Consider the following 20,777-nt stretch of genomic DNA (forward strand, 5'->3'; position numbering starts at 1 on the left):
CTAGGGAGCGACCGAGAAACGGTAGAGCGTGCTCTCGGTGCGCCTCTCGCCCGGGTCCAGGCGCACCGACGGGTAGTCGGGCCGGTTGGGTGCGTCCGGGAAACAACCCGGCTCCAGTGCCAGGCCGGCCCGCGGGGTGAGCATCTTGTCACCGGAGTACACGCCCATCCCCGGCCCCTCGGTGCGGATCTCCAGCAGCCGGCCGCTCCCCGGATCGTGCAGTTGCGCAGCCCACAGCCAGGGATCGTCGAGCACGAAGAAGTTGTCGAGCTCCTCGTCCCCGATCGGGCGCGCGCTCTGGTAGTCCAGCCGGGTCCCCCGGATGTCCGCGGGCGGTCCGGTGAGCGGCATCTGCTCGTCGTCGAAGAGCACGCCGCTGCTCGAGTTGACCGCCAGCCGGTGCCCGTCGATCGTGCCGTGGCCGGCCAGATTCCAGAAGGCGTGGTTGGTGAGGCCGAAGACGGTCGGCGCTGTCGTCGTACCACTGAACTCGATGGTCAGCTGGGCCTCACGGTCCACCCGATAGACCGTCTCCGCCGTGACCGCGCCGGGATAGCCCTGGTCGCCGTCGGGGCTGTCCAGCCGCAGCCGCAGCACCAGGTCGTCGCCGTCACGGCCCGCCTCGGCCGCCCACACCCTGCGGTCGAAGCCCTCGCCGCCGCCGTGGATGTGGTGCGGCCCCTCGTTGCGGGTGAGCTGGTGCGCCACGCCGTCGAGCACGATCCGGCCGTCCCGGACACAGCGGCAGTACCGCCCCACCGTGGATCCGACGTACGGATTGCGCCCGCGGTCCTCGTAGTCGCCCAGCGAGGGCAGTCGCACCACCACGTTGCCGGTCCGGTTGTCCCGGCCGGGCGTGAGGACCTCGACCAGGGTGGCCCCGTAGGTCCAGACGGTGATCGCCAGACCGTCGCCGTTGTCGAGTGTGTACGCGTCGACCGGCAGGCCGGATCCCTGCGGGGTGTTCGTCCGTCCGACGAGCTGTCTCTGGATTTTCACGGTTCCCTCCACGGAATATATGGCCGCACACGATGTTCGGCGAGACCCTCGGGAGCGCTTGGAGCATGCGTATCTATGGCGACGTGATCCGGTTCGGAATTCACTCCGGGCAGCAGTACACGTCCTTTTCGGAAATGGTCGATCTCTGGCAGCGGGCAGAGGAAATGGGGTACGACTGGATTTCCTGTTTCGACCATTTCCGTCCGCCCATCGGCGGCCCCGGCGGGCCCTGTTTCGAGGGCACCACGCTGCTGTCCGCGCTGGCCGCGCGTACCAGCCGTATCCGCTGCGCCCTGCTCGTCTCGGCGGTCACCTGGCGGCACCCCGCGGTGGCCGCGGCAGCCGCCGCCACCATCGACCATGTCTCCGGCGGGCGTCTGGAATTCGGCGTCGGCGCCGCCGGTGACGACCTCGGCTACGAGCAGTACGGAATCCCCTTCCCGCCCGCCGGACAGCGGCTGGACATGCTGGACGAAGCGTGCCGGGTGCTGCGCGGACTGTGGGACGAGGAAAGGACGGACTTCGAGGGGAAGCACTTCAGGCTCTCCGCCGCGCACCTGGAGCCCAAACCGGTGCAGCAGCGGCTCCCCCTGGTGATAGGCGGCGAGGGCGCGCGCCGGATGCTGCGCATCGTCGCCGAGCACGCCGACATCTGGAACACGCTCGTGGCCGAGCCGGAGGTCTACCGGCGCAGGCTCGGTGCGCTGGCCGGCCATGCCGCCGCCGTCGGCCGGGATCCGGGCGAGATCCGGCAGTCGATGACCTTCCGGGCCATCCTCGGCGAGGACCGGAAGGAAGTCGAAGAGCGCAGAAAGACCGTGGCCCGGATCCTGCCGCCGGACTCGCCGTTGTGGTCGGAGTACCTCGTGTTCGGCACCCCCGAGGAGTGCGTGGAGCGACTGAAGCCCTATCTCGAACTCGGTGTGCGGGACTTCCTGCTGGGCTCCCGTCCACCTCTGGACTGGCGGACCATCGAGCTGTTCGCGACCGACGTGATCCCCGCACTTCGCACCCGGGGCTAAGCCCGTACGGGCACGGGGGCGCCGTCCGCTCCGGCGCCGGCCGCCCGGTCGCCGTCGTCCACCCGCCCGCCGGGTGCCGGGCGCCAGCCCATCCTGCGCAGGTCGTCGACCCGCTTGCGCAGGAAGGAGGCCGCCGTGTACTGCTCGTTCAGCCGGGTGTCGGCGGCCGGATGCAGGAACATCGGCAGGGAGAAGCGCGAGCGCCCGCCGTCCCCGCCGGCGGGAAACCGCACCCGGTGTTCGGTGGCCCGGTAGTGCCCGCCGCTGATCTGCTCCAGCATCTCCCCGGCATTGATCACGAAGGCTCCGGGGTCGCAGGGCACGTCGTGCCACTCGCCCGCGCCGTCGCGCACTTGCAGCCCCGGCACTCGAGGGGCGGGCAGCACGGTGATGAGGTTCAGATCGGTGTGGGCCAGTCCCCGCATCGAGTCCGCGGTCTCCTCGCCCGTCGCCGGGAAGTAGTGCTGGATCCGCAGGGTCGTACTGAAGGAGCCCTCCAGCATGCGTGGCAGCGGCATGGCGAACCGGCCGGAGACGTCGGCCGGTGCGGCGTCGCCGAGCCAGCCGAGGATCGTGGCCGCGAGCCGCCCGGCCGCGTCGAAGTACCGCAGTGCGGCATCCGACACCTCTTCCGGATAACTGCCGTCGCGCAGGACCTGAAAGAATTCCTTGCGATCGAGTTTCGGGGCGTCGGGCCCGCTGTTCACCGGCGGTGGAAAAAAACCGTCCTGACCCCCGGAGTTCCGGTACTTCCACTTGGCGTCGGTGGCGAAGAATTCCGACCATTCCTGGTGGATCTCGTCGACCAGGCCCGTCTCGGCCAGGGGATGGTCGACGATGACGCCGAAACCGGTCACATGCATGGACGTGGCGAGCTCGGCCGGTGCATGCGGGTGGGTGTAGTCAACGGTTGCTATGTGCATGGCCTCCAACTCTCCCCAAAGGTCCGGCCTGCGGATCTTGGCTGTCAGACGGTATGCCACGTGTCGCGTTTGAGTCCACAGCCGTTGCTTTCAGATGTTCGAGCGAACGACCGGCCCCCGTTGTCATTGCCGGAAAGGGCCCTTACGCTTTCTGGCCGGTCCAGTCGGAGGCGATTCGTTTTCGAGCCGCGGAGGCTTTCTTGTGACTCGTTCAGACTCCCTGAATGACAGGGAATTCTTTGATTACGTGTGTAGTCGCATACGGACGTCCGTGGGCCACGCACCGGTGGCCGGCGGGAACCTGGAGTGATGGTGCACGGCACCTTCGTCGAACGGGACTCGGATCCCCATGTCGCCCTGCGCCACTCCCTGCTGAACGACGGCCGGCGGCTGCCCGCGCTGCGCGAGACCGTGCCGACGGTGCCGGCGGGTGACCTGGTCGCCGAGACCGCCCGTCAACTGGACGCGGACGGTCTCTTCCTCGGCGCCCTCGACACCCTCCCCGTGGACGACGACTTCATCGCCCTCGGCAGGACCTTGGGGGAGCTGATACCGGAGACCGACCCGGCGGTTCAGGCCCATGTCTCCGACGAGGTCCTGCTCAACCTGGTCAGCGTCCACCCGGAGACCGACGACGTGTCGCTTCAGCCCTTCGCGACCGGGGCGCTGACCCTGCACTCGGAGGGCAGTGGCCGCCCCGCCGCCGGCCAGCCCCGGTACATCGTGCTGATGTGCTGCGACCCCGGAAAGCCCGCCGTCACTGCCGACGGCCGTGAACTCGTCCCGGCACAGACGGTCCTGGCGCCGATGGCCGACGTGCACGAGGCGCTGACCCCGGCCGAGCGCGACATCCTGCGCGTCACCCGCTATCGCACCAGCCAGTCCGTACCCACCGTGCTGCGCGAGATCGACGGCAGGCCCGTCTTCTCGTTCCGCGACTTCGGTACCGCGGCGCTGCACTGGGTCAGCGACGCCCATGGCGCCTCCGAGTCCGATGTGAACGACGCCTTCCGCGCCCTGCTCGCGGCCATGTACGCGCGGGAGACGGCCGGGGCCGTCCACTGGGCGCCCGGCACCGTCGCCGCCATCGACAACACCCACTTCTTCCACGGCCGCACGTCCGGCGCGGCCCATCTGCCCGGATCCCGCCGCCACCTGAAGCGGCTGCGGATCAGTACGGCACGGCACACGGGGGACCGATGAGCACAGGACCGGGGTTGTTCTCGGGCAGGGTGAGCAGCGCACCTCTCGCGGTGCCGGAGGAAGTCGCCCGCAGGGCGAGCGCCGTTCCGCGGTCCGCGGGGCGTTTCCTGGACCCCTCGCCGGACGACCGGATGACCGAGATCTTCCGGCGGGCCGCCGATCCGGCGGACCCCATGGAACTGCGCGACCTGTACCTCGGCCGGATGGAGGCCGAGCTCGGCCGGCACAGCACACGTCCGGAACTCGCCGCCCGCTGGCGGGAGTCGGCGGTGCGCCGCCGGTTCAGCAGCGAGGAGATACTGTCCTCGCGGGCCACGGTCCGCTTCGTCAAGGAGATGTTCAACTACTACTTCCGCGACGACCTCTACGGCGACCTGCGCCCCACCGCCGACGTCATCCTCTCCGGCGGCTCCGTGGACGAGGAGGCGTGGGGGCTGCCCGGGGTCCTCAAGGAGTGCGTCGGCTATGCGCTGACACGGGACTGGTACGGCTACTCCGATTCCCGCGGCCGGGAGGCGTCGCGCGAGGCGGTCGCCGAGTACGAGTCGGCCCGGCTGGGCTTCTCCGCGTACGAGGCGGAGAACATCGCGCTGACGATGGGGGCGACCTTTGCCATCAGCAGCCTCGCCGACTTCCTGCTGCACGGCGCCACCGGCACCGCGCCCGCCCTGTGCGCCATTCCCAACTACCCGCCGCTCGTCGAGTCCGTGGCCCGGCGCGCCGAGGTGCGGCTGGTGCCGCTGCCCGCCCGGGACGGCACGACGTCGCTGCGCCCGCTGATCGACCGACTGCGCCCGGACACCCCGCTGGTGTTGCTCCAGACCGCGGCGAACCCGACCGGCGCCCTGGTCTCCGAGGAGGGGCTCGACGAACTGATCCAGGCGGCGTCTCCGAACACGACCATCGTGCTGGACGAGTGCCACGAGTGGCTGGGCCGGCCGGTCTCCCTGTCCAAACTGCGCGCGGCACCCAATGTCATCCGCGTGAACAGCCTGTCGAAGAACTGGTCCGCCCCCGGCCTCAAGGTCGGCTGGATCATCGCCGACCGCACCTTCGTGGACGAGTACTACGAGTACGCGTCCACGACCTTCGGTGGCCCGCCTTCGTTCTTCTACACCCTCGTCGAGGTGCTGGCGCGGATGGAACGATGGATGGTCACGGGAGTCGAGGAGCCGGGCCCGGAGCAGTGCGGCGAGTTCGAGCCGGGTTACGGCGTCCGACCGCGTGCCCTGGCCGCGGCCTACCGCGCCTATCGCTCCGACCGGCTGGTCCGGCAGGACGCCCTGATGGCGCTGCGCGACGCGGTGACCGCCGGCCTCGATCTGCCGGGCATCTCGGTCATGCCCGCCGCGTACTCCATCAACCTGGCCCTGACCTTCGACGACTACGCCGACTCCTACCTCTGCTTCCGGGATCTGCTCCGCGAGACGGGCGTGTCCGTCTTTCCCGGCCTGCTGACCTTCGGTCTGTCCGGCGGCACCGTGCGCATCACCACCGCCCGCCGGTGGGAGGAACTCTCCGCCGCCCTGGACCGGGTGGCGGAACGGCAGAAGCGCGTCCGGAGCACCAGTCGTTCGACCGCATCGGATCCGTAGTCGAACGGTTTCCGACACGTGCGAGGACGCTCACCCACCTTCGTACAGCGGGCAGTGGGCGATGCCGCGACCGGGCACGGCGGCTCCCGGGGAGAGACGTGTGGCCCGCCCCCAGTACGCAAGACACAGCCAGGCAACCCGAGAGAGGAAGAGAGCGCGCGGATGAACGACGTGACGCAGGCGGTCGAGGAGCTGGTCATCCGGCAGCTCAAGGCGGGAGCGGCAGGCGAGCCCGCGGACCTCGACACCCCGCTGAAGGATCGCGGCGTGGACTCGCTGTCAATCGCCGCACTGATCGTGGACATCGAGCGGACCTTCGGCGTCCGCTTTCCCTCGGGCCTGATCACGCAGGACACGTTCGTGTCCGTGCGCACGGTGGCCTCCGCCGTCCGCGGCCTCACCGAGGACGGCGCGGTCGAGCCCCGGCGCCGGGACGACGCATGACCGGCGCCGAGCGGGACCACGCGGCCGTCCACACCTACCTGGGCGAGCCCTCGGCCGGGTTCGCCGGCCGCCACCCCACCGTCCTGGCGGCGCTGGCGGCCCGCGCCCGCGACATGCCCGACGCGCCCTATCTGACCGCTGTCGCCGCCGACGGCACCGAGACCGTCCTGACCTTCGGGCTGCTCGACATATGGAGCGCCCGGCTGGCCCGCTGGCTGCGGCATGAGCTGGCGATCAGCCCGGGCGACGTGGTGGCGCTCATGCCGCTCAACGAGCCGGTCTCCATCGCCACCCTCTTCGGCGTCCTGCGCACGGGTGCCGCCTGCCTGCTGATCAACCCCGGCGATCCGGCCGAGCGGGCGCTCCAGCAGAGCGGCAGTCAGTCGGCGGTGCGGGTCCTGTACACGCCGGCGGTACTGCGCGACCGGGATCCGCTGCCGGGCGCCGTCACCGTGCCGGACCCGTCGCTGCTGCCGGACGGCCCGGACGAGGTGGCCGGGCACCACGCCACCGAGGTGCGGCCCGACGCCGACGCGCTGCTCTTCGGCACCTCCGGTTCCACGGCGGCGTCCAAGATCGTGGCACAGACCCATCGCAACGCCGCCGCCAACGCCGAGGCGTTCCGGCGCCACCACCGAGTCCGGCCCGGCGAGCGCATCCTGGGCTTCCTGCCGATCCACCACGCGAACGGCGTGCACACCACACTGCTCTCGCCGCTGTTCTCGGGCGCCCACACGGTGCTGGCCAGTGCGTTCAGTCCCTTCCAGTACCCGGGGCTGGTCGAGCGGTACCGCCCGCGGATCGCCAGCACGGTGCCCAGTGTGCTCGACTCGCTGCTGCACACCTGGCGCGAGCCGGAACTCCCCTCCGACTTCGGCTACTTCCTGACCGCGGCCGCACCGCTGTCCGCACGGACGTGTGCCGAGGTACGGCGCACATTCGGCGTCCGGATCGTCCAGGGGTACGGGCTGACCGAGACGACCAACTTCTCCACCACACTGCCGGTCGACCTCTCGGAGGACGAGTACCGGCGTCTCATGCTCGACACGGACATCCCCTCCATCGGCACCGCCGTGTACGGCAACGAGGTCGCGGTGTTCACGGATTCCGGCGCACGTGCCCGGCCCGGTGAGATCGGCGAGATCCGTATGCGCGGGTACAACGTCATGTCCCGGTACGCGAGGAACCCCGAAGCCACCGAAGAGGCCTTCCGGGGCGGATGGTTCCACTCCGGTGACCTGGGCTACGAGGTGGAGTCCGCCGAGAGCCCCGGCAACCTCCTGGTCATCAGCGGCCGTACCAAGAACATGGCGAAGGTGCGGGGAGAGGCGGTCTCCCTGGAGGAGATGGAGCGCGTCCTGCTGCGGCTCGACGGCGTGCGGGACGCCGCGTGCGTCGCTGTCTCCGACGCCGTGGACGGGGAGGCCGTCGTCGCGGTCGTGGTGTCACCGCAGCGGGGTCAGGACGAGGTCTTCCAGCATCTGAAGGCCGCGTTCTCCGTGAACGCGCTGCCCCGGCGGATCGTCTTCGCCGAGCGGATTCCCAGGACGAGCACGGGGAAGATCATCCGGCGGCGGCTCGCCGACGAGGTGGACACGGGCCACGGGGAGCGGCCGTGAACACCGGCGCGGGGCTTCGCCTGTACAACTCGCTGAGCCGCCGGCCCGAGGTGTTCGAGCCGGCCGGGCCGGACGGGCACGAGGTGCGCGTGTACAGCTGCGGACCGGTTGCCTTCTCCTCCGCCCACCTGGGCATTCTGCGTGGCTCCGTGTGTGTGGACCTGCTCCGGCGGGCGTTGCGCTGGAAGGGGCTCTCCGTCCGCCACGCCATGATGATCACCGACGTGGTCCGGGCCGACGTGCCGCAGGGCACCGACCCCGAGTTCCACATCAAGGAGTTCCTCGGCCATCTGGCGGATCTGAACGTCCTGCCCGCCGCGCACTATCCCCGGGCCTCGGAGCACGTCGACGAAATGATCCGCATGGCGGGCGAGCTGGAGCGACGCGGCTTCGCCTACCGACTCGGCTCGGGGCTGTACTTCGACACCTCCCGCTCACCGGGTTACGGACAGCTCGCCGGGATGGACCTGGACGGCCAGCGCGACGGCGCCAGTGCGGAGAGCATCCCGGGCCGGCGCAACAAGAACGACTTCGCCCTGTGGCGGCTCATCAGCCCCGACACCGCCCCGGGAGGCACCGGGGCGGTCTGGGACTCCCCGTGGGGCCGCGGCCTGCCGGGCAGTCACCTGCCCTGCACCGCCGCGAGCATGGCACTGCTGGGCCCGCACCCCGACATCCACACCGGTGGCCGCCACCACCGCTCCCTGCACCACGTCAACGAGATCGCGCAGAGCCAGGCCTACCTCGCCGACCGGCGCCCCTGGGTGAGGCAGTGGCTGCACCACGGCGCGCTGACCACCGCCAACCAGCCGATGGTCAGAAACCGGGCACCCCTGCTGGGCGACCTGGCGGACGCGGGGCTCCACCCCATGGCGTTCCGCCTGCTCCTGCTGCGCGGCCACTACCACCGGGACCTGGCCTACACCCACGACGGTGTGGTCGCCGCCCAGGCCACGCTCCGCCGCCTGCTGACCCGGCGCCGGCCCACCGCGTCCTACCCGCACCTCGAGACCTACGCGGACGCCAAGCGGCTGCTGCCCTCCGACGACACCGCCGCCCACCGGCTCCTCGACGCCATGGACGCCGCGATCTGCGCGGACCTGAACACCGCACAAGTCCTGGCCACGCTCCAGCAGGCCGTCCGCTCCCCGGACATCACCGACCCCGGCCTGCGCGTCGTCCTCGCAGCCGCCGACAGCATCCTCGGACTACGGCTGACCGCACTCGACCCCGGGGAACTCGCCCACCGGCCCTCCGCCGGTGAACCGTCCCACGGGCAGCGGCACCTCATCGACCGGCTGATCGCCGACCGCACCGCCGCACGCGCCCGCCAGGACTGGGAGCAGGCCGACGCGATCCGCTCGCAGCTGTCCGGGATGGGCATCGAAGTCACCGACACCGGTGACCACTCGACCTGGAGCCTGCGCCAGGGCGGCCGCCCCGCGACGGAAAGCGAGACACGCGCATGACCAGAAAACGCCTGATGATGGTCGCCAGCACCGGACGGCCCTTCCGCGAGTACATCCTGGCCGACATGAGTGCGGTCGTGGACCTGATCCTCGTCGACGACCGGGATCTGTCCTGGCAGGAGCCGTACGTCAGCCGGTTCCACCAGGCCGATCCCCGGGATCCGGTCGCCGTCTCCCGGATCGCGCGCGCGGAGGCGCCCGACGGGCTGGTCACCTACGATGACGCGTTGGTCGAGATGGTGGCGGACCTGGCCGCCGAACTGGGGCTGCCCCAGGCCGCGCCCGATGCCGTACGACGCTGCAAGGACAAGGCGTCGCTGCGGGCCTGCCTCGACGCGGCCGGGATCGGGCCCGTGCGGTTCGCGGTCGCGACCGACGAGCAGGAGGCTCTCGCGGCCGCGGAGGACATCGGCTACCCCGTGGTGCTCAAACCCCGTGATCTGGGCGGGAGCATCGGCGTCGTACGGGCGAACGACAAGGACCAGCTCCTCACCGGGTACGCCATGACGGCCGGCACCCGGGCCCGGTTCAGCGAGATCGACGGACCGGCCGGCGTCCTGGTCGAGGAGTACCTGGACGGGCCCGAGTTCAGCGTCGACTGCCTCACCTGGCAGGGCGTCACGCACCCGCTGTTCGTGGCGGAGAAGGTCCTGGGGCCCCCGCCGTACTTCGAGGAGGTCGGCCACATCGTGCCGGCCGCGCCACACCCGGACCTGGACGAGGCCCTGCGCCTGGTGCGCGCGGCGCACCGAGCGGCCGGCCTGGACGACCTGGCCACGCACACCGAGTTCCGGCTGACCGGCCGCGGCCCGCGCATCATCGAGGTCAACGTCCGGCTCGGCGGGGACCTGATTCCCCACCTCGGCCGGCTGGCCACCGGCGTCGACCTGTCGGCGGCCACCGCCGACGTCGCTGTCGGGCGGGAACCGCGGCTTGCGGCGGATCGCTCCCGGGTGGCCGCCGTCCACATGATCTATCCGCCCCATGACATGACGTTCCGGCGCTTGCGTCTCGACGGGGATCCCGATCGGTTTCCCGGCCTGGAGCGCTTCGAGACCATCGTGCCCGAGGGCCGGCAGGTCCGGCTGCCACCGAACGGCTTCCGCTCCCGGGTCGGTTACGCGGTGATCACCGGCGCGGACCGGGCGGAGTGCCTGGCGCGCCGCGCCGCTGTCGAGGCGGCCGTCGTGGTCGAGGGAGAGGCGCTGTGACCGGCGACCTCACCCCGCGCGCTCGCAGGTCTTCTCGTCCCGGCGCTTGCCATCGTCAGGCTGCACCGACAACAGAAAGGGAGAGCCCATGGCTTCCGAAACTCTGAAGAACAATCCTGACGACGAGAACGAGGTCCATGACCTCGACGGCTTCCAGGATGCGGGAGCCTGCATCGTCACGCCGGTCGCATCGCTGCCGGCGGTGGCGGCGAATGCGTTGGTGAGCGCATTGGCGAAGGTCGTCAGAAACGGTCATGCGGCGGAAGCGGCGTTGGCTCCCGACAACGACGGGGTCATACGCGCGCAGTACTTCGAAGAAGGCCACGTGTACATGCTGGCCAAACCCATGGACGGGTACTCCGCAAGCCGCTACTGCATGGATCTTTTCAACGTCGGCGACCGGGGCTCGTGTTCGCGTATGCATTACCACACGGGTGCGCGGATGGTACGGCTGATCACGGGGGAGGACACGACCATCCGGGTGTCCGCGCTGTCCCCCTTCCACTACACCTATGTCGACGGGGTGACACCGTTCAAGCTGGAGGTGGAGTGCGACCAGATGCCCGACAGCGCGCGCAACCGATACAGCTTCTGGGTGCCGGAATCATCGATCGTGGACATGCAGATCCCGCGCGGGACCTCGCACCAGTTCAATTCCTTCGGGGACAACGCGGTGATCGACACCATTCATCCGGAGGAGACGATCGAAGCCTTCCGGGAGAAGATGTCCGGACTGCGGATGATGGCACAGACGGTATTCCTGTCGGACGGCTTCCCGGCAGTGGAGGACTGTGGCGGAGAGCTGCGCCGATGAGGGTGGTCGATTGGTACGGGCTGGGAGCCTTCGGCCTCCCGATGGCATGTCGCTGCATCGCGTCCGGTTACACGGTGCGCGCGGGGAGCGAGCGCGGCAACGTCGCCGAGTTCGTCCGGGCCGGCGGCTTGAACTCCACGGCGGAGGTGCAGGCCCTCCCGGTCGTGGCGCTCTGCCTGCCGTCGGCCACCGAGGTCATGGACGTCGTCCGGGATCTTGGGACGGCGGTCTGTGTGGTGGACTTCTCCTCGCACGATCCGCTGTCGGCCAAGAAGGCGGCCGAGCTGCTGCGCGGGCGCGGGATCGGATACGTCGACTGCCCCGTGTCGGGGAGTGTGGAGCTCGCCCGCGAGGGCCGGTTGACGGGATACCTCGGAGCGCGCACGGGTGACCTTGCCGAGGATGTCCGTGAGCTGGTCGACACCCTGTGCAGCAACGTGTTCCTGACCGGCGGCCTCGGCCAGGGGCAGGCGATGAAGCTGGTCAACCAGGTCATCCATCTGGGGAACGTGCTGGTCATGGGTGAGGGCTTCGAGCTGGCACATCAGCTGGGGCTGGAGCCGGAAACCGTGCTGGAGGCGCTGCTGGCGTCCTCGGGTTCCAGTCGCATGCTGGAGAGGTTCGGCCGGCACATGCTGAACGACCTGTATCCGCGCCAGTTCAGTGCACGGCTGGCCCGCAAGGACATCGGCAACGCTCTGCGGCTGTCGCCCGACCTCCCCGTCGCGGCCATGGTCGAGGAACGCCTGAAGGAGGTCGTCGACTCCGGACACGGTGAGGAGAACTTCACCCGGCTGGCGAAACGGCTGGAGAAGGCGCGTGAAGGAGCGTCCGGCACGGCTCGTCACGCTCCCGCGAGCCCTCGTCATGCGTAGGTCCCGGTGTCCGGCGGTGGGCGTCGGCGGGCGGCCAGGAGGGCGATGTCGTCGTCGCACATGCCGTTGGTCAGCCGGCTCAGGCAGGTGTCCAGCAGATGCTCGAGCGAGTCGTCGGGCGACAGGCCCATCCCGGTGAGGACGTTCATGGATTCGTCGATGTCCACGCCCCGCTGTTCCACCAGGCCGTCCGTGTAGAGCAGGAGCACGGAGCCCGGCTCGAACGCGAACGTCGTCATCTCGTAGTCGCCGAGTTCCGTGCCGATGGGCGGGCCGGCCGGGAGGTGCATGAGGCCGGCGCTGCCGTTCGGGCGGATGACCAGGGGCGGCAGGTGCCCGGCCGTGGCCGCCGTACAGGTGCCGGCCTCGGTGTCCAGGAGGACGAGCAGGCAGGTGGCGACGCGGTCGAGGCCGATGCGGGCGGCCGTGCGGTCGGCTTCGGTGAGCATGGCGTCCACGGCCAGTCCGGCGGCGGCCACGCTGCGCAGGACCGAGCGGTACTGGCTCATGGCCACCGCCGCCTGGAAGCCGTGTCCCATCACGTCGCCCATGACCAGCAGGGTGCGGCTGTCCGGGAGCGCGATGGAGTCGTACCAGTCGCCGCCGACGAGGGCGCTGCGGCCGGAGGGCAGGTAGCGGGTGGCCACCTCGACCGTGGGGTGCGGGCGGTCGGGTTCGGACAGCAGGGCGCGCTGGAGTTCCAGCGTCATCGTGTGCTCGTGGCTGTACCGGTGGGCGCTGTCGATGGAGACGGCCGCCCGCGCGGCGACGCCCTGCGCGGTCAGGATGTCGTCGTTGCTGAACGGCGGGGACTCCCCGATCCGCATCAGGATGACGATGCCGACGCTGCGGCCGGCCGTGGGGAGGGGGACGATGAGCGCCGAGTGCACCCCGGCCGTCCGGAAGATCCGTACGCGTTCGGGGTCCACGACGACCTTCTGGAACAGCTCGTCGGAGGCCATGTTGCCCAGCCAGGGCCGGCCGCTGTCGATGCAGCGCCGGGGCGCCGAGCCGCGCGGGAGGTCGACGTAGGGCTTGGGCCCGCCGAGATCGCTCAGGTGCCGCTGGAGTTCGGGCGGCCCCGTCAGCTTCATCTTGCGCACCCGGAGCATGCCGGGAGCCGGTGGCGGCATACCGAAGAACTCCTCCTCGACGATCCCGACCGCGGCGACGTCGGCGAGCGAGGGTGCGAGGAAGTCGGCCAGCTCGGCGCAGGTGGCCTCCACGTCGAGGGTGGTGCCGACGCGGGTGGTCGCGGCGTCCAGGAGAGCGAGCCGCTGGTGGGCGTTCTCCAGGTCGTCCAGGTACTGGCGCAGATTGCTGACCTCCACGGCGATCCCGCACACGCCGACGACCTGCCCCTGTATCTGCAGCCGGTGGAAGACGGCGCGCCAGAGCCTGCGTCCCACGGGCGAGGGGACGCGGGTGGTGCCGGTCAGGGTGACGTCCCGGGGCCGTCCGTCGGCGAGTACCTCGATCAGCACGTCGTCGGGTGTCTGCACCTGAGGCAGCACCTCGCCGAACGTCTTGCCGAGGAACGCGGCCGCAGGGACACCGGTGACCCAGGACCAGGCCGGATTGACGTAGAGACAGCGCAGGTGGCGGTCCAGGATGACCACGGGAGCGGAGGTGCTTTCGATGATCCCGCGCAGGAATCCGCACTCGCAGGGCGTCCGCGCGCCGTCGACCGACGGTAGAAAGGTTTCGGTTCCCATGGTTCTCGGCGCCTGGGCCTGAACTTCGGGAAAGAGCCACGACGGCGGGAGTCGTTCAGCATTCACCTTCTTCTCCAGCGGTCCGGGCGGTTGGCCCCTTCCCATCGTGTGGGGGCGACAGATTCGACGCATCTCGGCTGTCGTGGTGATCGCCTCGGCTGCCGGGGTGATCCTCTCGGCCGCCGTGGTGGTTGTCGATTCAATGAGTGGGCGGGATTCCGGGGGGCGTGGGGTCGAGGGAGACGCGGTGACAAAACCGGAGCAAAGGGGACGCGAAGAGGATGCTGCTCACGCTCGCCCGCACCCGCTCCCCGGCGGCCCTCAGGGCCTGGTTCGGCGGCTTTGTGGAGGGGCTGCGGGAGCCGGCCGGCGAGCGTCGGCCGATGTGCTGGCGCACCGTGTGGCGGCTCACCCGGCTGGGGCGGCCGCCGGTGATCTGAGCCGGGTGGTGGGACCGGCCGGCACGAAGCGGCGCAGGAGCGGACGAGCGAGCCGGGGGAGAGATGGGAAACGGGACGGGGCCCCGGTCGTTCACCTCCGCCGGCCGGGGCCCTTCACGTCCCCGGACCCAGCCTGCGGCGACACTCCCCCGAGTTACGCGACATACGCGCGCACCGTAGGGCCAGATCCGATGGAATGATCACATCAGGATTCGCCAACGGATCGCTAACATGTGGCCAACGGTTCGTCGGCAAGTCGCGGGCCGGTTGGCCGTAACTCGTCCGGTGCCAGCGGGGAACAGCCCGGCGGACGGGCGGATTTCGCTGCCGGGCCGACGAGCGGACGGTGACAGGAAACCGTGGGGACAGGGGCGGATTTCCGCCAGACAACGGCGGGCACTCGCCCGCTGCGGAGCGCGGTCGGCCCCGACCGGGCGGGAAGGCAGTGGAGCGGCGTGATGCGGCGGTGCGAGCTGCGCTTCGGACTGCTGGGACCGCCGGTCCTCTATGACCGATCGCTTTACGACACCTCGGGCGGCCGCTCCGGCGCAGCCTCCTGCACCGCTTCCGGCAAGACCTCCTACACCACGTCCGGCAGCCCCTTCTGTCTCACTCCCGACGGAACCCCCGCCGCCCCCTTCCCCGGCCGCCCGGCCGAGTGGTCCGGCGACGACACCGACGACAACGGCGTGCGGGCCATCGGCAGCCCCAAAGTCCGTGCTCTGCTGGCCGCGTTGCTGCTGGAGCCCGGCCGGGTCGTGTCGGTCGAGTCGCTGAAGGACGCGCTGTGGGGCGGCGCGCCGCCCGCCTCCGCGCAGGCGTCCCTGCACAACCACGTCGCCCGGCTGCGCCGCCTGCTGGACGACCCCGAGCGGCTCAGGGCCGTACCGCCGGGATACCTGCTGCGGGTCGACCACGGCGAGCTGGACGTGCACGTCTTCGACGTCCGGGTCGCCGAGGCGCGGGCCGCGCATGCCCGGCGGGACTGGCCGGGCGTCGTGCGGGCCTGCGCCGCCGCGCTCGCGCTCTGGCGCGGCACACCGCTCAGCGGGCTCCCCGCCGACCTCGGCGGTTACGCCCTCGTGCAGCGCCTGGAGGAGGCCCGGCTGCTCCTGCTGGAGTGGCGCTACGACGCCGAACTCGCGCTCGGCGGCGCCCGGTTGGCCGCACTCGTCCCCGAGTTGGCGGCCCTGGTCGCGGAGTATCCGCTGCGCGAGGCGTACCACCGTCAGCTGATGCTCGCCCTGCACCGCACCGGCCGCCAGGCCGAGGCCCTCGCCGTCCACCGCGACCTGCGGGCCCGCCTGGTGGAGGAACTCGGCATCGAACCCGGCCCGGCGGTCCGGGACGCGCATGTCGAGGTGTTGCGGGGGAGCGGTGAGCGGCGGCGGGACGCGGAGCACGGCGATCCGCAGCCGGCCGGCCAGGACGCACCGCGTCGGCGGGAGAACGGCGTGTCCGACGGCACGGCCGGGGGTTCCGCGACTCACGGGACCCTCGGGACTCACACGACTCCCGAGGCTTCCGGGGCCCCCGCACCCTCCGCGTCTCCCGCGTCCCCGCGGGACGGCGACGGACCGGCCGGCGCGCGGCAGACCCCGCGTCCGGCCCAGCTGCCGGCCCCGCCGGCCCACTTCACCGGCCGTTCCGACGTGCGCCGTGAGCTGCGGCGCGCGCTGGCCGAGCCGCTCGCCCCGGCCCCGGCCGTCGCGGTGATCAGCGGGATGGCGGGCGTCGGCAAGAGCGCGCTCGCCCTGTACGTCGCCCATGAGCTGCGGGAACGGTTCACCGACGGCCAGCTCTACGTCAACCTGCACGGCGCCACCCCCGGCAGGACCCCGATGACCGCGCCGCAGGCGCTCGCCGCGCTGCTGCGGGATCTCGGTACCGAGCCCCGGAACATCCCCGAACACCCGGACGCCGCCGCCGCGTTGCTCCGCTCGCTGCTCGCGCCCGCCCGCATCCTGCTGGTGCTGGACGACGCGGCGAACGCGGCCCAGGTACGGCCCCTGCTGCCGGCCGGGCCCGGCTGCGCGGTGATCGTCACCAGCCGCTCGCCGCTCACCGCGCTCGACGGCGCCCGGCGCTTCCCGCTCTCCCCGCTGACCGGCGAGGACAGTGCCGCCCTGCTACGCGCGGTGAGCGGCCGCGCGGGACTGGACGCCGGCCATGCGCTGGTGGAGCTGACCGGCCGGCTCCCGCTGGCGCTGCGCGTGGTCGCCGCCCGGCTGGCCGCCCGCCGCGCCCTCACCCCGGACGTCCTCGCCGCCCAACTGGCGGACACCGGCGGACGGCTGCACCACCTGGAGTACGACGACCTGAGCGTCCGCCGCTCCCTTGCGGTCGCCCACGACGCGCTCGCCGCCGCCGAGCGCGAGGCCGACCGGGACGCGGCCCTCGCCCTGCGCCACATCGGCGCGCTCGACCTGCCGACGTACGGCGCCTCGCTGATCGGCCGCCTCACCGGCATCGACGAGCGGCGCGCCGAGGCCGCCCTGGACCGTCTGGTCGACGTCGCCCTCCTGGAGGAAACGGCCTACGGCCGCTACGTCCCGCACGCCCTGGTCCGCGACTTCGCCCGCGAGCTGGCCGACGCCGCCGCCCACCCGACCGGCCCCGGCGCCGATGGCACCCCAGGGGCCCCCGACACCTCAGGCGCCTCCAGCACCCGACGCGCCCCCGGCCGTGCCGGCACCTCGGACCTCACCGCCCTCCGCTGGTACGCCGCCATGGCCGAGCGGGTGCTGACGGCCGTCGTGGAGCCCGGGCTCGACCAGGACGACCGGCGGCGGCCGACCGCCGCGCAGCCCGCGGAGCACGCCACCGAGGTGGCCGCCCTGGCGCCCTTCGAGTCGGCCGAGGACGCCTTCGCCTGGGGCGAGGTGGAGCTGGAGAACGTCGTCGCTCTGGTGGCGCGGAACGCCGGCACCGATGACACGCCCACCGCGGCCGCTCTCTCCGTGCTCGCCCGGCTGCTCTTCCCCTATGCGCAGCGCGGCGGCCGGGTCGCCGAGATGGAGGTGCTGGGGCGGGCCGCGCTCGGTGCGACGCGGCGGCTCGGGGATGCGGCGGCCGAGGCGTACGCGCTGGGCGATCTCGCGGGCCTGCACTTCCTGACCGGCCGGCAGAACGACGCTCTCGCCCTGACCGACCGGGCCCTGGAGATCTGGGGGCGGCTGGGTACGGCCTCCCGGATCCGGCGCTGTCTGAACAACCGCGGGCTGCTGCTGGAGGGGCTCGGCCGGTTCGAGGAGTCGGGGGAGGCGCTGCGGCAGAGCCTCGCCTACTCGCGGCTGCTGAACGACCCCTACGGCGAGGCCGTCACCCACAGCCACCTCGGCAACCTCTACGAGCACACCGACCCGCGCGCCGCCATCGAGCAGCACCGGCGCTCGCTGGCGATCGGGGACGCGATCGGCGCGGTCATCGTGCAGCACTCGGCGCACTGCAACATCGGCTACGCCCATCTCGCCCTCGGCGAACCGGCCGCCGCCGCCCGGCACTTCGAGGAGAGCCTGCGCATCCTCGGCGGCCACGGCGACTGGCACGGCGAGTCCCAGACCCGGCTCGGCCTGGTCCGCGCGCTGCGCCGACTCGGGGAGACCGAGCGGGCGGGCGGCGAGTGCGCCGAGCTGCTGCGCCGGGCCGACGCCCGCGCCGACCGCTACATGGGCGGGCTGGCTCTGCACCAGCACGGGCTGCTGCTGCGCGAGCGGGGGCGGGAAGCGGAGGCGTACGACGCCTGGCGCCGGGCGTGCACGGCGCTGGACGGCACGGACGAGCAGGCGGTCCTGGCGGAGCTGCGCACTCTGCTGGACGGCGGTTCGGCCGCTTCATGAGCCGCCGACAGGAACGGGTGAACCGCCGCTTCGAGCCGCTCACTTGGCGTCGGCATAGCACTCCACCACCGCTGTCGTGAACGGGAACCGCACCGGTGTCTCCCCGAAGGTCAGCCGGCCGGCGAGCGCGGCGGACTCGCGGATGGCCCGGGCGACGGTGTCGGCCTCCTCGGCCGGGCAGTGCACGATCACCTCGTCGTGCTGGAAGAAGACCAGCTCGGCCTTCAGCTCCGCGCAGGCCCGGCGCAGCGCGGCGAGCAGCAGCAGGGCCCAGTCGGCGGCGCTGCCCTGGACGACGAAGTTCCGCGCGAAGCGGCCGCGCGCGCGGGAGTTGCCGGAGGCGTATCCGGGGACCCAGCCGGTCTGGCCCTCCGGCTCCTCCTCGCCGACCGGGATGCCCGCCTCCTCCGACGCGTCCTCGCCCACCCCGGCGGCCGGCGGACAGGTGCGGCCCAGCCAGGTGCGCACCAGCCGGCCCTCCTCGCCCGCGCGGGCGGCCTCGTCGACATAGGCGACGGCCTTCGGGAAGCGGCGGCGGAGTGCGGCGAGGTTCTTCAGGCCGTCACCGGAGGTCTGGCCGTAGATCGCGCCGAGCACGGCGAGCTTGGCCTGGTTCCGGTCGCCGGAGAAAGCGCGGTCGGAGACGGACTGGTAGAGGTCGCTCTCCCGGCCCGCCACCTCCATCAGGCCGGGGTCGCGGGAGATCGCGGCCAGCACGCGCGGCTCCATCTGATCGGCGTCGGCCACCACCAGCCGCCAGCCGGGGTCGGCGACCACGGCCCGGCGGATCACCTTGGGGATCTGGAGGCCACCCCCGCCGTTCGTCACCCAGCGGCCGGTGACCGTGCCGCCGGCGAGGAACTCGGGGCGGAAGCGGCCGTCGCGCACCCAGTCCTGAAGCCAGGACCAGCCGTGCGCCACCCAGATGCGGTACAGCTTCTTGTACGCCAGCAGGGGCTCCACGGCCGGGTGGTCGACGGACTGGATCTCCCAGCGGCGGGTGGACTTCACCTTGATCCCGGCCTGCGCGAAAGCCTTGATCACATCGGCGGGCAGGTCCGGCCGCACCCGGCGCCCGAAGGCCGCGGACACCTCGTCGGCCAGCTCGGCCAGGCGGCGCGGCTCGCCACCGCCCGCGTACCGCTCGCCGAGCAGGTCGTGCAGCAGCTCGCGGTGGACCTCGGCGCTCCAGGGCAGGCCGGCGTGGTTCATCTCGGCGGCCACCAGCATCCCGGCCGACTCGGCGGCGGTCAGCAGACGCATCCGGTCGGGGCGGGCGGTCTTCTCGTGCCGCCGCAGCTGGTCGGCGTAGACCGCGAGCAGGTCCGGCAGGGCCAGGTGGGTGCCGGACGGCTCGAACAGGGGGGACTGGGCGCCCGGCTGGGCGGCGCGCTGCGGTGGATCGGGTGGTACGGGGCCGCCGCGGAGGCGGGCCAGGGCGGCGGCGGCCGAGCGTGGCTCGCCGTACCGGCCCTCGTGGCCCAGCAGGAGTGTTTCGGCGTCCTCGATGTCGTAGCACCGCTCCACTCGCACCCCCGTGGCGAGCAGACGCGGATAGACCTCGGGGGTCGACCGCCACACCCAGCGTGTCACCTCCGGGCGGCTCCGGACCGCCCCGGCGAGATCGCTCTCCCGCCGCACCGGTCCGGCGGGCAGCCCGTCCGGGCCGAGGGGGGCGACGTCCACGCCACCGTCCTCGGCCGGTGCGAGCGCCCACCGGTCGGTCATGAGTGCGAGTGTGGCAGGGGGGTCTGACAATCGCCCTGACCTGCTGCTCTACTCCTGTGCGCCGCCTGCCTCGGGCTTCTGCTCCAGCAGCAGCGCCAGCACCTCGGCGACGTACTCCTCGGTGGCCGGCTTGGTGATGCCGAGGCCGTTGAGGAGGCCCTGGCCGTTCTCGTGCTCCAGCAGGGCCAGCAGGAGGTGCTCGGTGCCGATGTAGTTGTGGCCGAGCCGGAGGGCTTCGCGGAAGGTGAGTTCCAGGACCTTCTTGGCCTCGGGGCCGTAGGGGACGAGGTCGGGGACGTCCTCGGCGGCGGGCGGAAGCGCGGCGGACGCGGCCTGGCGTACGGCGTCCAGCGGGACGCCCTGCGCGGCGATCGCCTTCGCGGCCAGGCCCTCCGGCTCGGCCAGCAGGCCGAGCACCAGGTGCTCGGGGCGGCCCTCGGCGTTGCGGGCGGCCAGCGCCTCGTTGTGCGCGGCCATGACCACCTGCCGCGCGCGCGGGGTGTAGCGGCTGAAGCCCTGGCTGGGGTCGAGGTCGACGGACTCCTTGGGCACGAACCGCTTCTGTGCGGCCTGCCGGGTCACGCCCATGCTCCGCCCGATGTCGGTCCAGGACGCACCCGACCGGCGGGCCTGGTCGACGAAGTGACCGATCAGGTGGTCGGCCACGTCACCGAGGTGATCGCCGGCGATCACCGCGTCCTGAAGCTGCTCGAGGGGTTCGCTGTGGGCTTTCTTGATCGCCTCGATGAGGTCGTCGAGGCGCACGGATGCCGAGATGTTCGGGTTGGTCGCCATACTGTCAACCGTAGGTTGCCTATCCCTTACTGTCAACCGTCGGTTGACGGTGCCCTCGCCTTCAGGCCGTCGGTCGTGCCGCAAGT

15 protein-coding genes and 1 pseudogene are annotated in these 20,777 nt (G+C 71.7%); 11 read left to right on the forward strand and 5 right to left on the reverse strand.

The features are described 5' to 3' along the window. Positions 1 to 999: an aldose epimerase family protein gene (locus tag ACZ7DL_RS27610; protein ID WP_470778054.1), complete on the reverse strand. Its 999-nt coding sequence runs from the start codon at positions 997 to 999 to the stop codon at positions 1 to 3. A gap of 65 nt (positions 1,000 to 1,064) precedes the next feature. Here ACZ7DL_RS27610 and ACZ7DL_RS27615 point away from each other — a divergent pair, with 65 nt between their 5' ends. Continuing rightward, positions 1,065 to 2,021, forward strand: a complete 957-nt coding sequence (locus ACZ7DL_RS27615) for an LLM class flavin-dependent oxidoreductase (protein WP_470778056.1) — start codon at positions 1,065 to 1,067, stop codon at positions 2,019 to 2,021. On the opposite strand, the gene ACZ7DL_RS27620 is transcribed toward ACZ7DL_RS27615, so the two are convergent. Beyond that, positions 2,018 to 2,944 (reverse strand): 2OG-Fe(II) oxygenase family protein, encoded by a 927-nt coding sequence (locus ACZ7DL_RS27620; protein WP_470778059.1) that lies wholly within the window; start codon positions 2,942 to 2,944, stop codon positions 2,018 to 2,020. The genes ACZ7DL_RS27615 and ACZ7DL_RS27620 overlap by 4 nt on opposite strands. Positions 2,945 to 3,253: 309 nt before the next feature. Between ACZ7DL_RS27620 and ACZ7DL_RS27625 the strand changes: the two genes are divergently transcribed. From ACZ7DL_RS27625 to ACZ7DL_RS27660, 8 genes are all read left to right on the forward strand, one after another. After that, on the forward strand, positions 3,254 to 4,147 hold the full coding sequence (locus tag ACZ7DL_RS27625; RefSeq protein ID WP_470778061.1) for a TauD/TfdA family dioxygenase: 894 nt from the start codon (positions 3,254 to 3,256) through the stop codon (positions 4,145 to 4,147). 29 nt (positions 4,148 to 4,176) lie between these two features. After that, a complete protein-coding gene (locus tag ACZ7DL_RS27630; RefSeq protein WP_470778063.1) occupies positions 4,177 to 5,742 on the forward strand; it encodes a pyridoxal phosphate-dependent aminotransferase in 1,566 nt (521 codons plus the stop codon). A gap of 162 nt (positions 5,743 to 5,904) precedes the next feature. Then, positions 5,905 to 6,186 carry an acyl carrier protein gene (locus tag ACZ7DL_RS27635; RefSeq protein WP_470778065.1) on the forward strand — a complete coding sequence of 94 codons (282 nt, stop codon included), beginning with the start codon at positions 5,905 to 5,907 and terminating at the stop codon, positions 6,184 to 6,186. Next, positions 6,183 to 7,805, forward strand: a complete 1,623-nt coding sequence (locus ACZ7DL_RS27640) for a class I adenylate-forming enzyme family protein (RefSeq protein ID WP_470778067.1) — start codon at positions 6,183 to 6,185, stop codon at positions 7,803 to 7,805. The genes ACZ7DL_RS27635 and ACZ7DL_RS27640 overlap by 4 nt, the downstream gene beginning before the upstream one ends. After that, positions 7,802 to 9,274, forward strand: coding sequence for a CysS/YqeB C-terminal domain-containing protein (locus ACZ7DL_RS27645; RefSeq protein WP_470778069.1), 1,473 nt, complete (start codon positions 7,802 to 7,804; stop codon positions 9,272 to 9,274). The genes ACZ7DL_RS27640 and ACZ7DL_RS27645 overlap by 4 nt, the downstream gene beginning before the upstream one ends. Continuing rightward, complete coding sequence (locus ACZ7DL_RS27650) at positions 9,271 to 10,485, forward strand: ATP-grasp domain-containing protein (RefSeq protein WP_470778071.1); 1,215 nt, start codon at positions 9,271 to 9,273, stop codon at positions 10,483 to 10,485. Before ACZ7DL_RS27645 ends, ACZ7DL_RS27650 begins: the two co-directional genes overlap by 4 nt. 88 nt (positions 10,486 to 10,573) lie before the next feature. Continuing rightward, entirely contained in the window at positions 10,574 to 11,299 is a 726-nt protein-coding gene (locus tag ACZ7DL_RS27655; RefSeq protein ID WP_470778073.1) for a hypothetical protein, read from the forward strand. Further along, the gene (locus tag ACZ7DL_RS27660; protein ID WP_470778075.1) at positions 11,296 to 12,174 is read left to right on the forward strand and encodes an NAD(P)-dependent oxidoreductase; all 879 of its coding nucleotides are present in this window, start codon (positions 11,296 to 11,298) and stop codon (positions 12,172 to 12,174) included. The genes ACZ7DL_RS27655 and ACZ7DL_RS27660 overlap by 4 nt, the downstream gene beginning before the upstream one ends. Here the strand turns inward: ACZ7DL_RS27660 and ACZ7DL_RS27665 are convergent. Next, the gene (locus ACZ7DL_RS27665; RefSeq protein ID WP_470778077.1) at positions 12,165 to 13,889 is read right to left on the reverse strand and encodes a SpoIIE family protein phosphatase; all 1,725 of its coding nucleotides are present in this window, start codon (positions 13,887 to 13,889) and stop codon (positions 12,165 to 12,167) included. The genes ACZ7DL_RS27660 and ACZ7DL_RS27665 overlap by 10 nt on opposite strands. A 284-nt stretch (positions 13,890 to 14,173) precedes the next feature. Between ACZ7DL_RS27665 and ACZ7DL_RS27670 the strand changes: the two are divergent. Together ACZ7DL_RS27670 and ACZ7DL_RS27675 are read left to right on the forward strand one after the other, a co-directional pair. Next, positions 14,174 to 14,329, forward strand: a pseudogene (locus ACZ7DL_RS27670) (glycosyltransferase family 2 protein); the annotation flags it as partial. A gap of 458 nt (positions 14,330 to 14,787) precedes the next feature. Beyond that, on the forward strand, positions 14,788 to 18,168 hold the full coding sequence (locus ACZ7DL_RS27675) for an AfsR/SARP family transcriptional regulator (protein ID WP_470778079.1): 3,381 nt from the start codon (positions 14,788 to 14,790) through the stop codon (positions 18,166 to 18,168). Between the two features lie 39 nt (positions 18,169 to 18,207). On the opposite strand, the gene ACZ7DL_RS27680 is transcribed toward ACZ7DL_RS27675, so the two are convergent. Together ACZ7DL_RS27680 and ACZ7DL_RS27685 are read right to left on the reverse strand one after the other, a co-directional pair. Beyond that, positions 18,208 to 19,896: a bifunctional 3'-5' exonuclease/DNA polymerase gene (locus ACZ7DL_RS27680; RefSeq protein WP_470778082.1), complete on the reverse strand. Its 1,689-nt coding sequence runs from the start codon at positions 19,894 to 19,896 to the stop codon at positions 18,208 to 18,210. A 48-nt stretch (positions 19,897 to 19,944) separates the two neighbouring features. Continuing rightward, positions 19,945 to 20,691 carry a Clp protease N-terminal domain-containing protein gene (locus tag ACZ7DL_RS27685; RefSeq protein ID WP_470778084.1) on the reverse strand — a complete coding sequence of 249 codons (747 nt, stop codon included), beginning with the start codon at positions 20,689 to 20,691 and terminating at the stop codon, positions 19,945 to 19,947. Positions 20,692 to 20,777: the final 86 nt, after the last annotated feature.

Source organism: Streptomyces sp. NPDC036984, from assembly GCF_055607665.1.

Coding starts and splice junctions, on each gene's coding strand:
- ACZ7DL_RS27680 (WP_470778082.1), bottom strand. CDS start 19,896: ATGACCGACCGGTGGGCGCTCGCACCGGCCGAGGACGGTGGCGTGGAC.
- ACZ7DL_RS27640 (WP_470778067.1), top strand. CDS start 6,183: ATGACCGGCGCCGAGCGGGACCACGCGGCCGTCCACACCTACCTGGGC.
- ACZ7DL_RS27675 (WP_470778079.1), top strand. CDS start 14,788: ATGCGGCGGTGCGAGCTGCGCTTCGGACTGCTGGGACCGCCGGTCCTC.
- ACZ7DL_RS27620 (WP_470778059.1), bottom strand. CDS start 2,944: ATGCACATAGCAACCGTTGACTACACCCACCCGCATGCACCGGCCGAG.
- ACZ7DL_RS27615 (WP_470778056.1), top strand. CDS start 1,065: ATGCGTATCTATGGCGACGTGATCCGGTTCGGAATTCACTCCGGGCAG.
- ACZ7DL_RS27665 (WP_470778077.1), bottom strand. CDS start 13,889: ATGGGAACCGAAACCTTTCTACCGTCGGTCGACGGCGCGCGGACGCCC.
- ACZ7DL_RS27660 (WP_470778075.1), top strand. CDS start 11,296: ATGAGGGTGGTCGATTGGTACGGGCTGGGAGCCTTCGGCCTCCCGATG.
- ACZ7DL_RS27625 (WP_470778061.1), top strand. CDS start 3,254: ATGGTGCACGGCACCTTCGTCGAACGGGACTCGGATCCCCATGTCGCC.
- ACZ7DL_RS27655 (WP_470778073.1), top strand. CDS start 10,574: ATGGCTTCCGAAACTCTGAAGAACAATCCTGACGACGAGAACGAGGTC.
- ACZ7DL_RS27635 (WP_470778065.1), top strand. CDS start 5,905: ATGAACGACGTGACGCAGGCGGTCGAGGAGCTGGTCATCCGGCAGCTC.
- ACZ7DL_RS27650 (WP_470778071.1), top strand. CDS start 9,271: ATGACCAGAAAACGCCTGATGATGGTCGCCAGCACCGGACGGCCCTTC.
- ACZ7DL_RS27685 (WP_470778084.1), bottom strand. CDS start 20,691: ATGGCGACCAACCCGAACATCTCGGCATCCGTGCGCCTCGACGACCTC.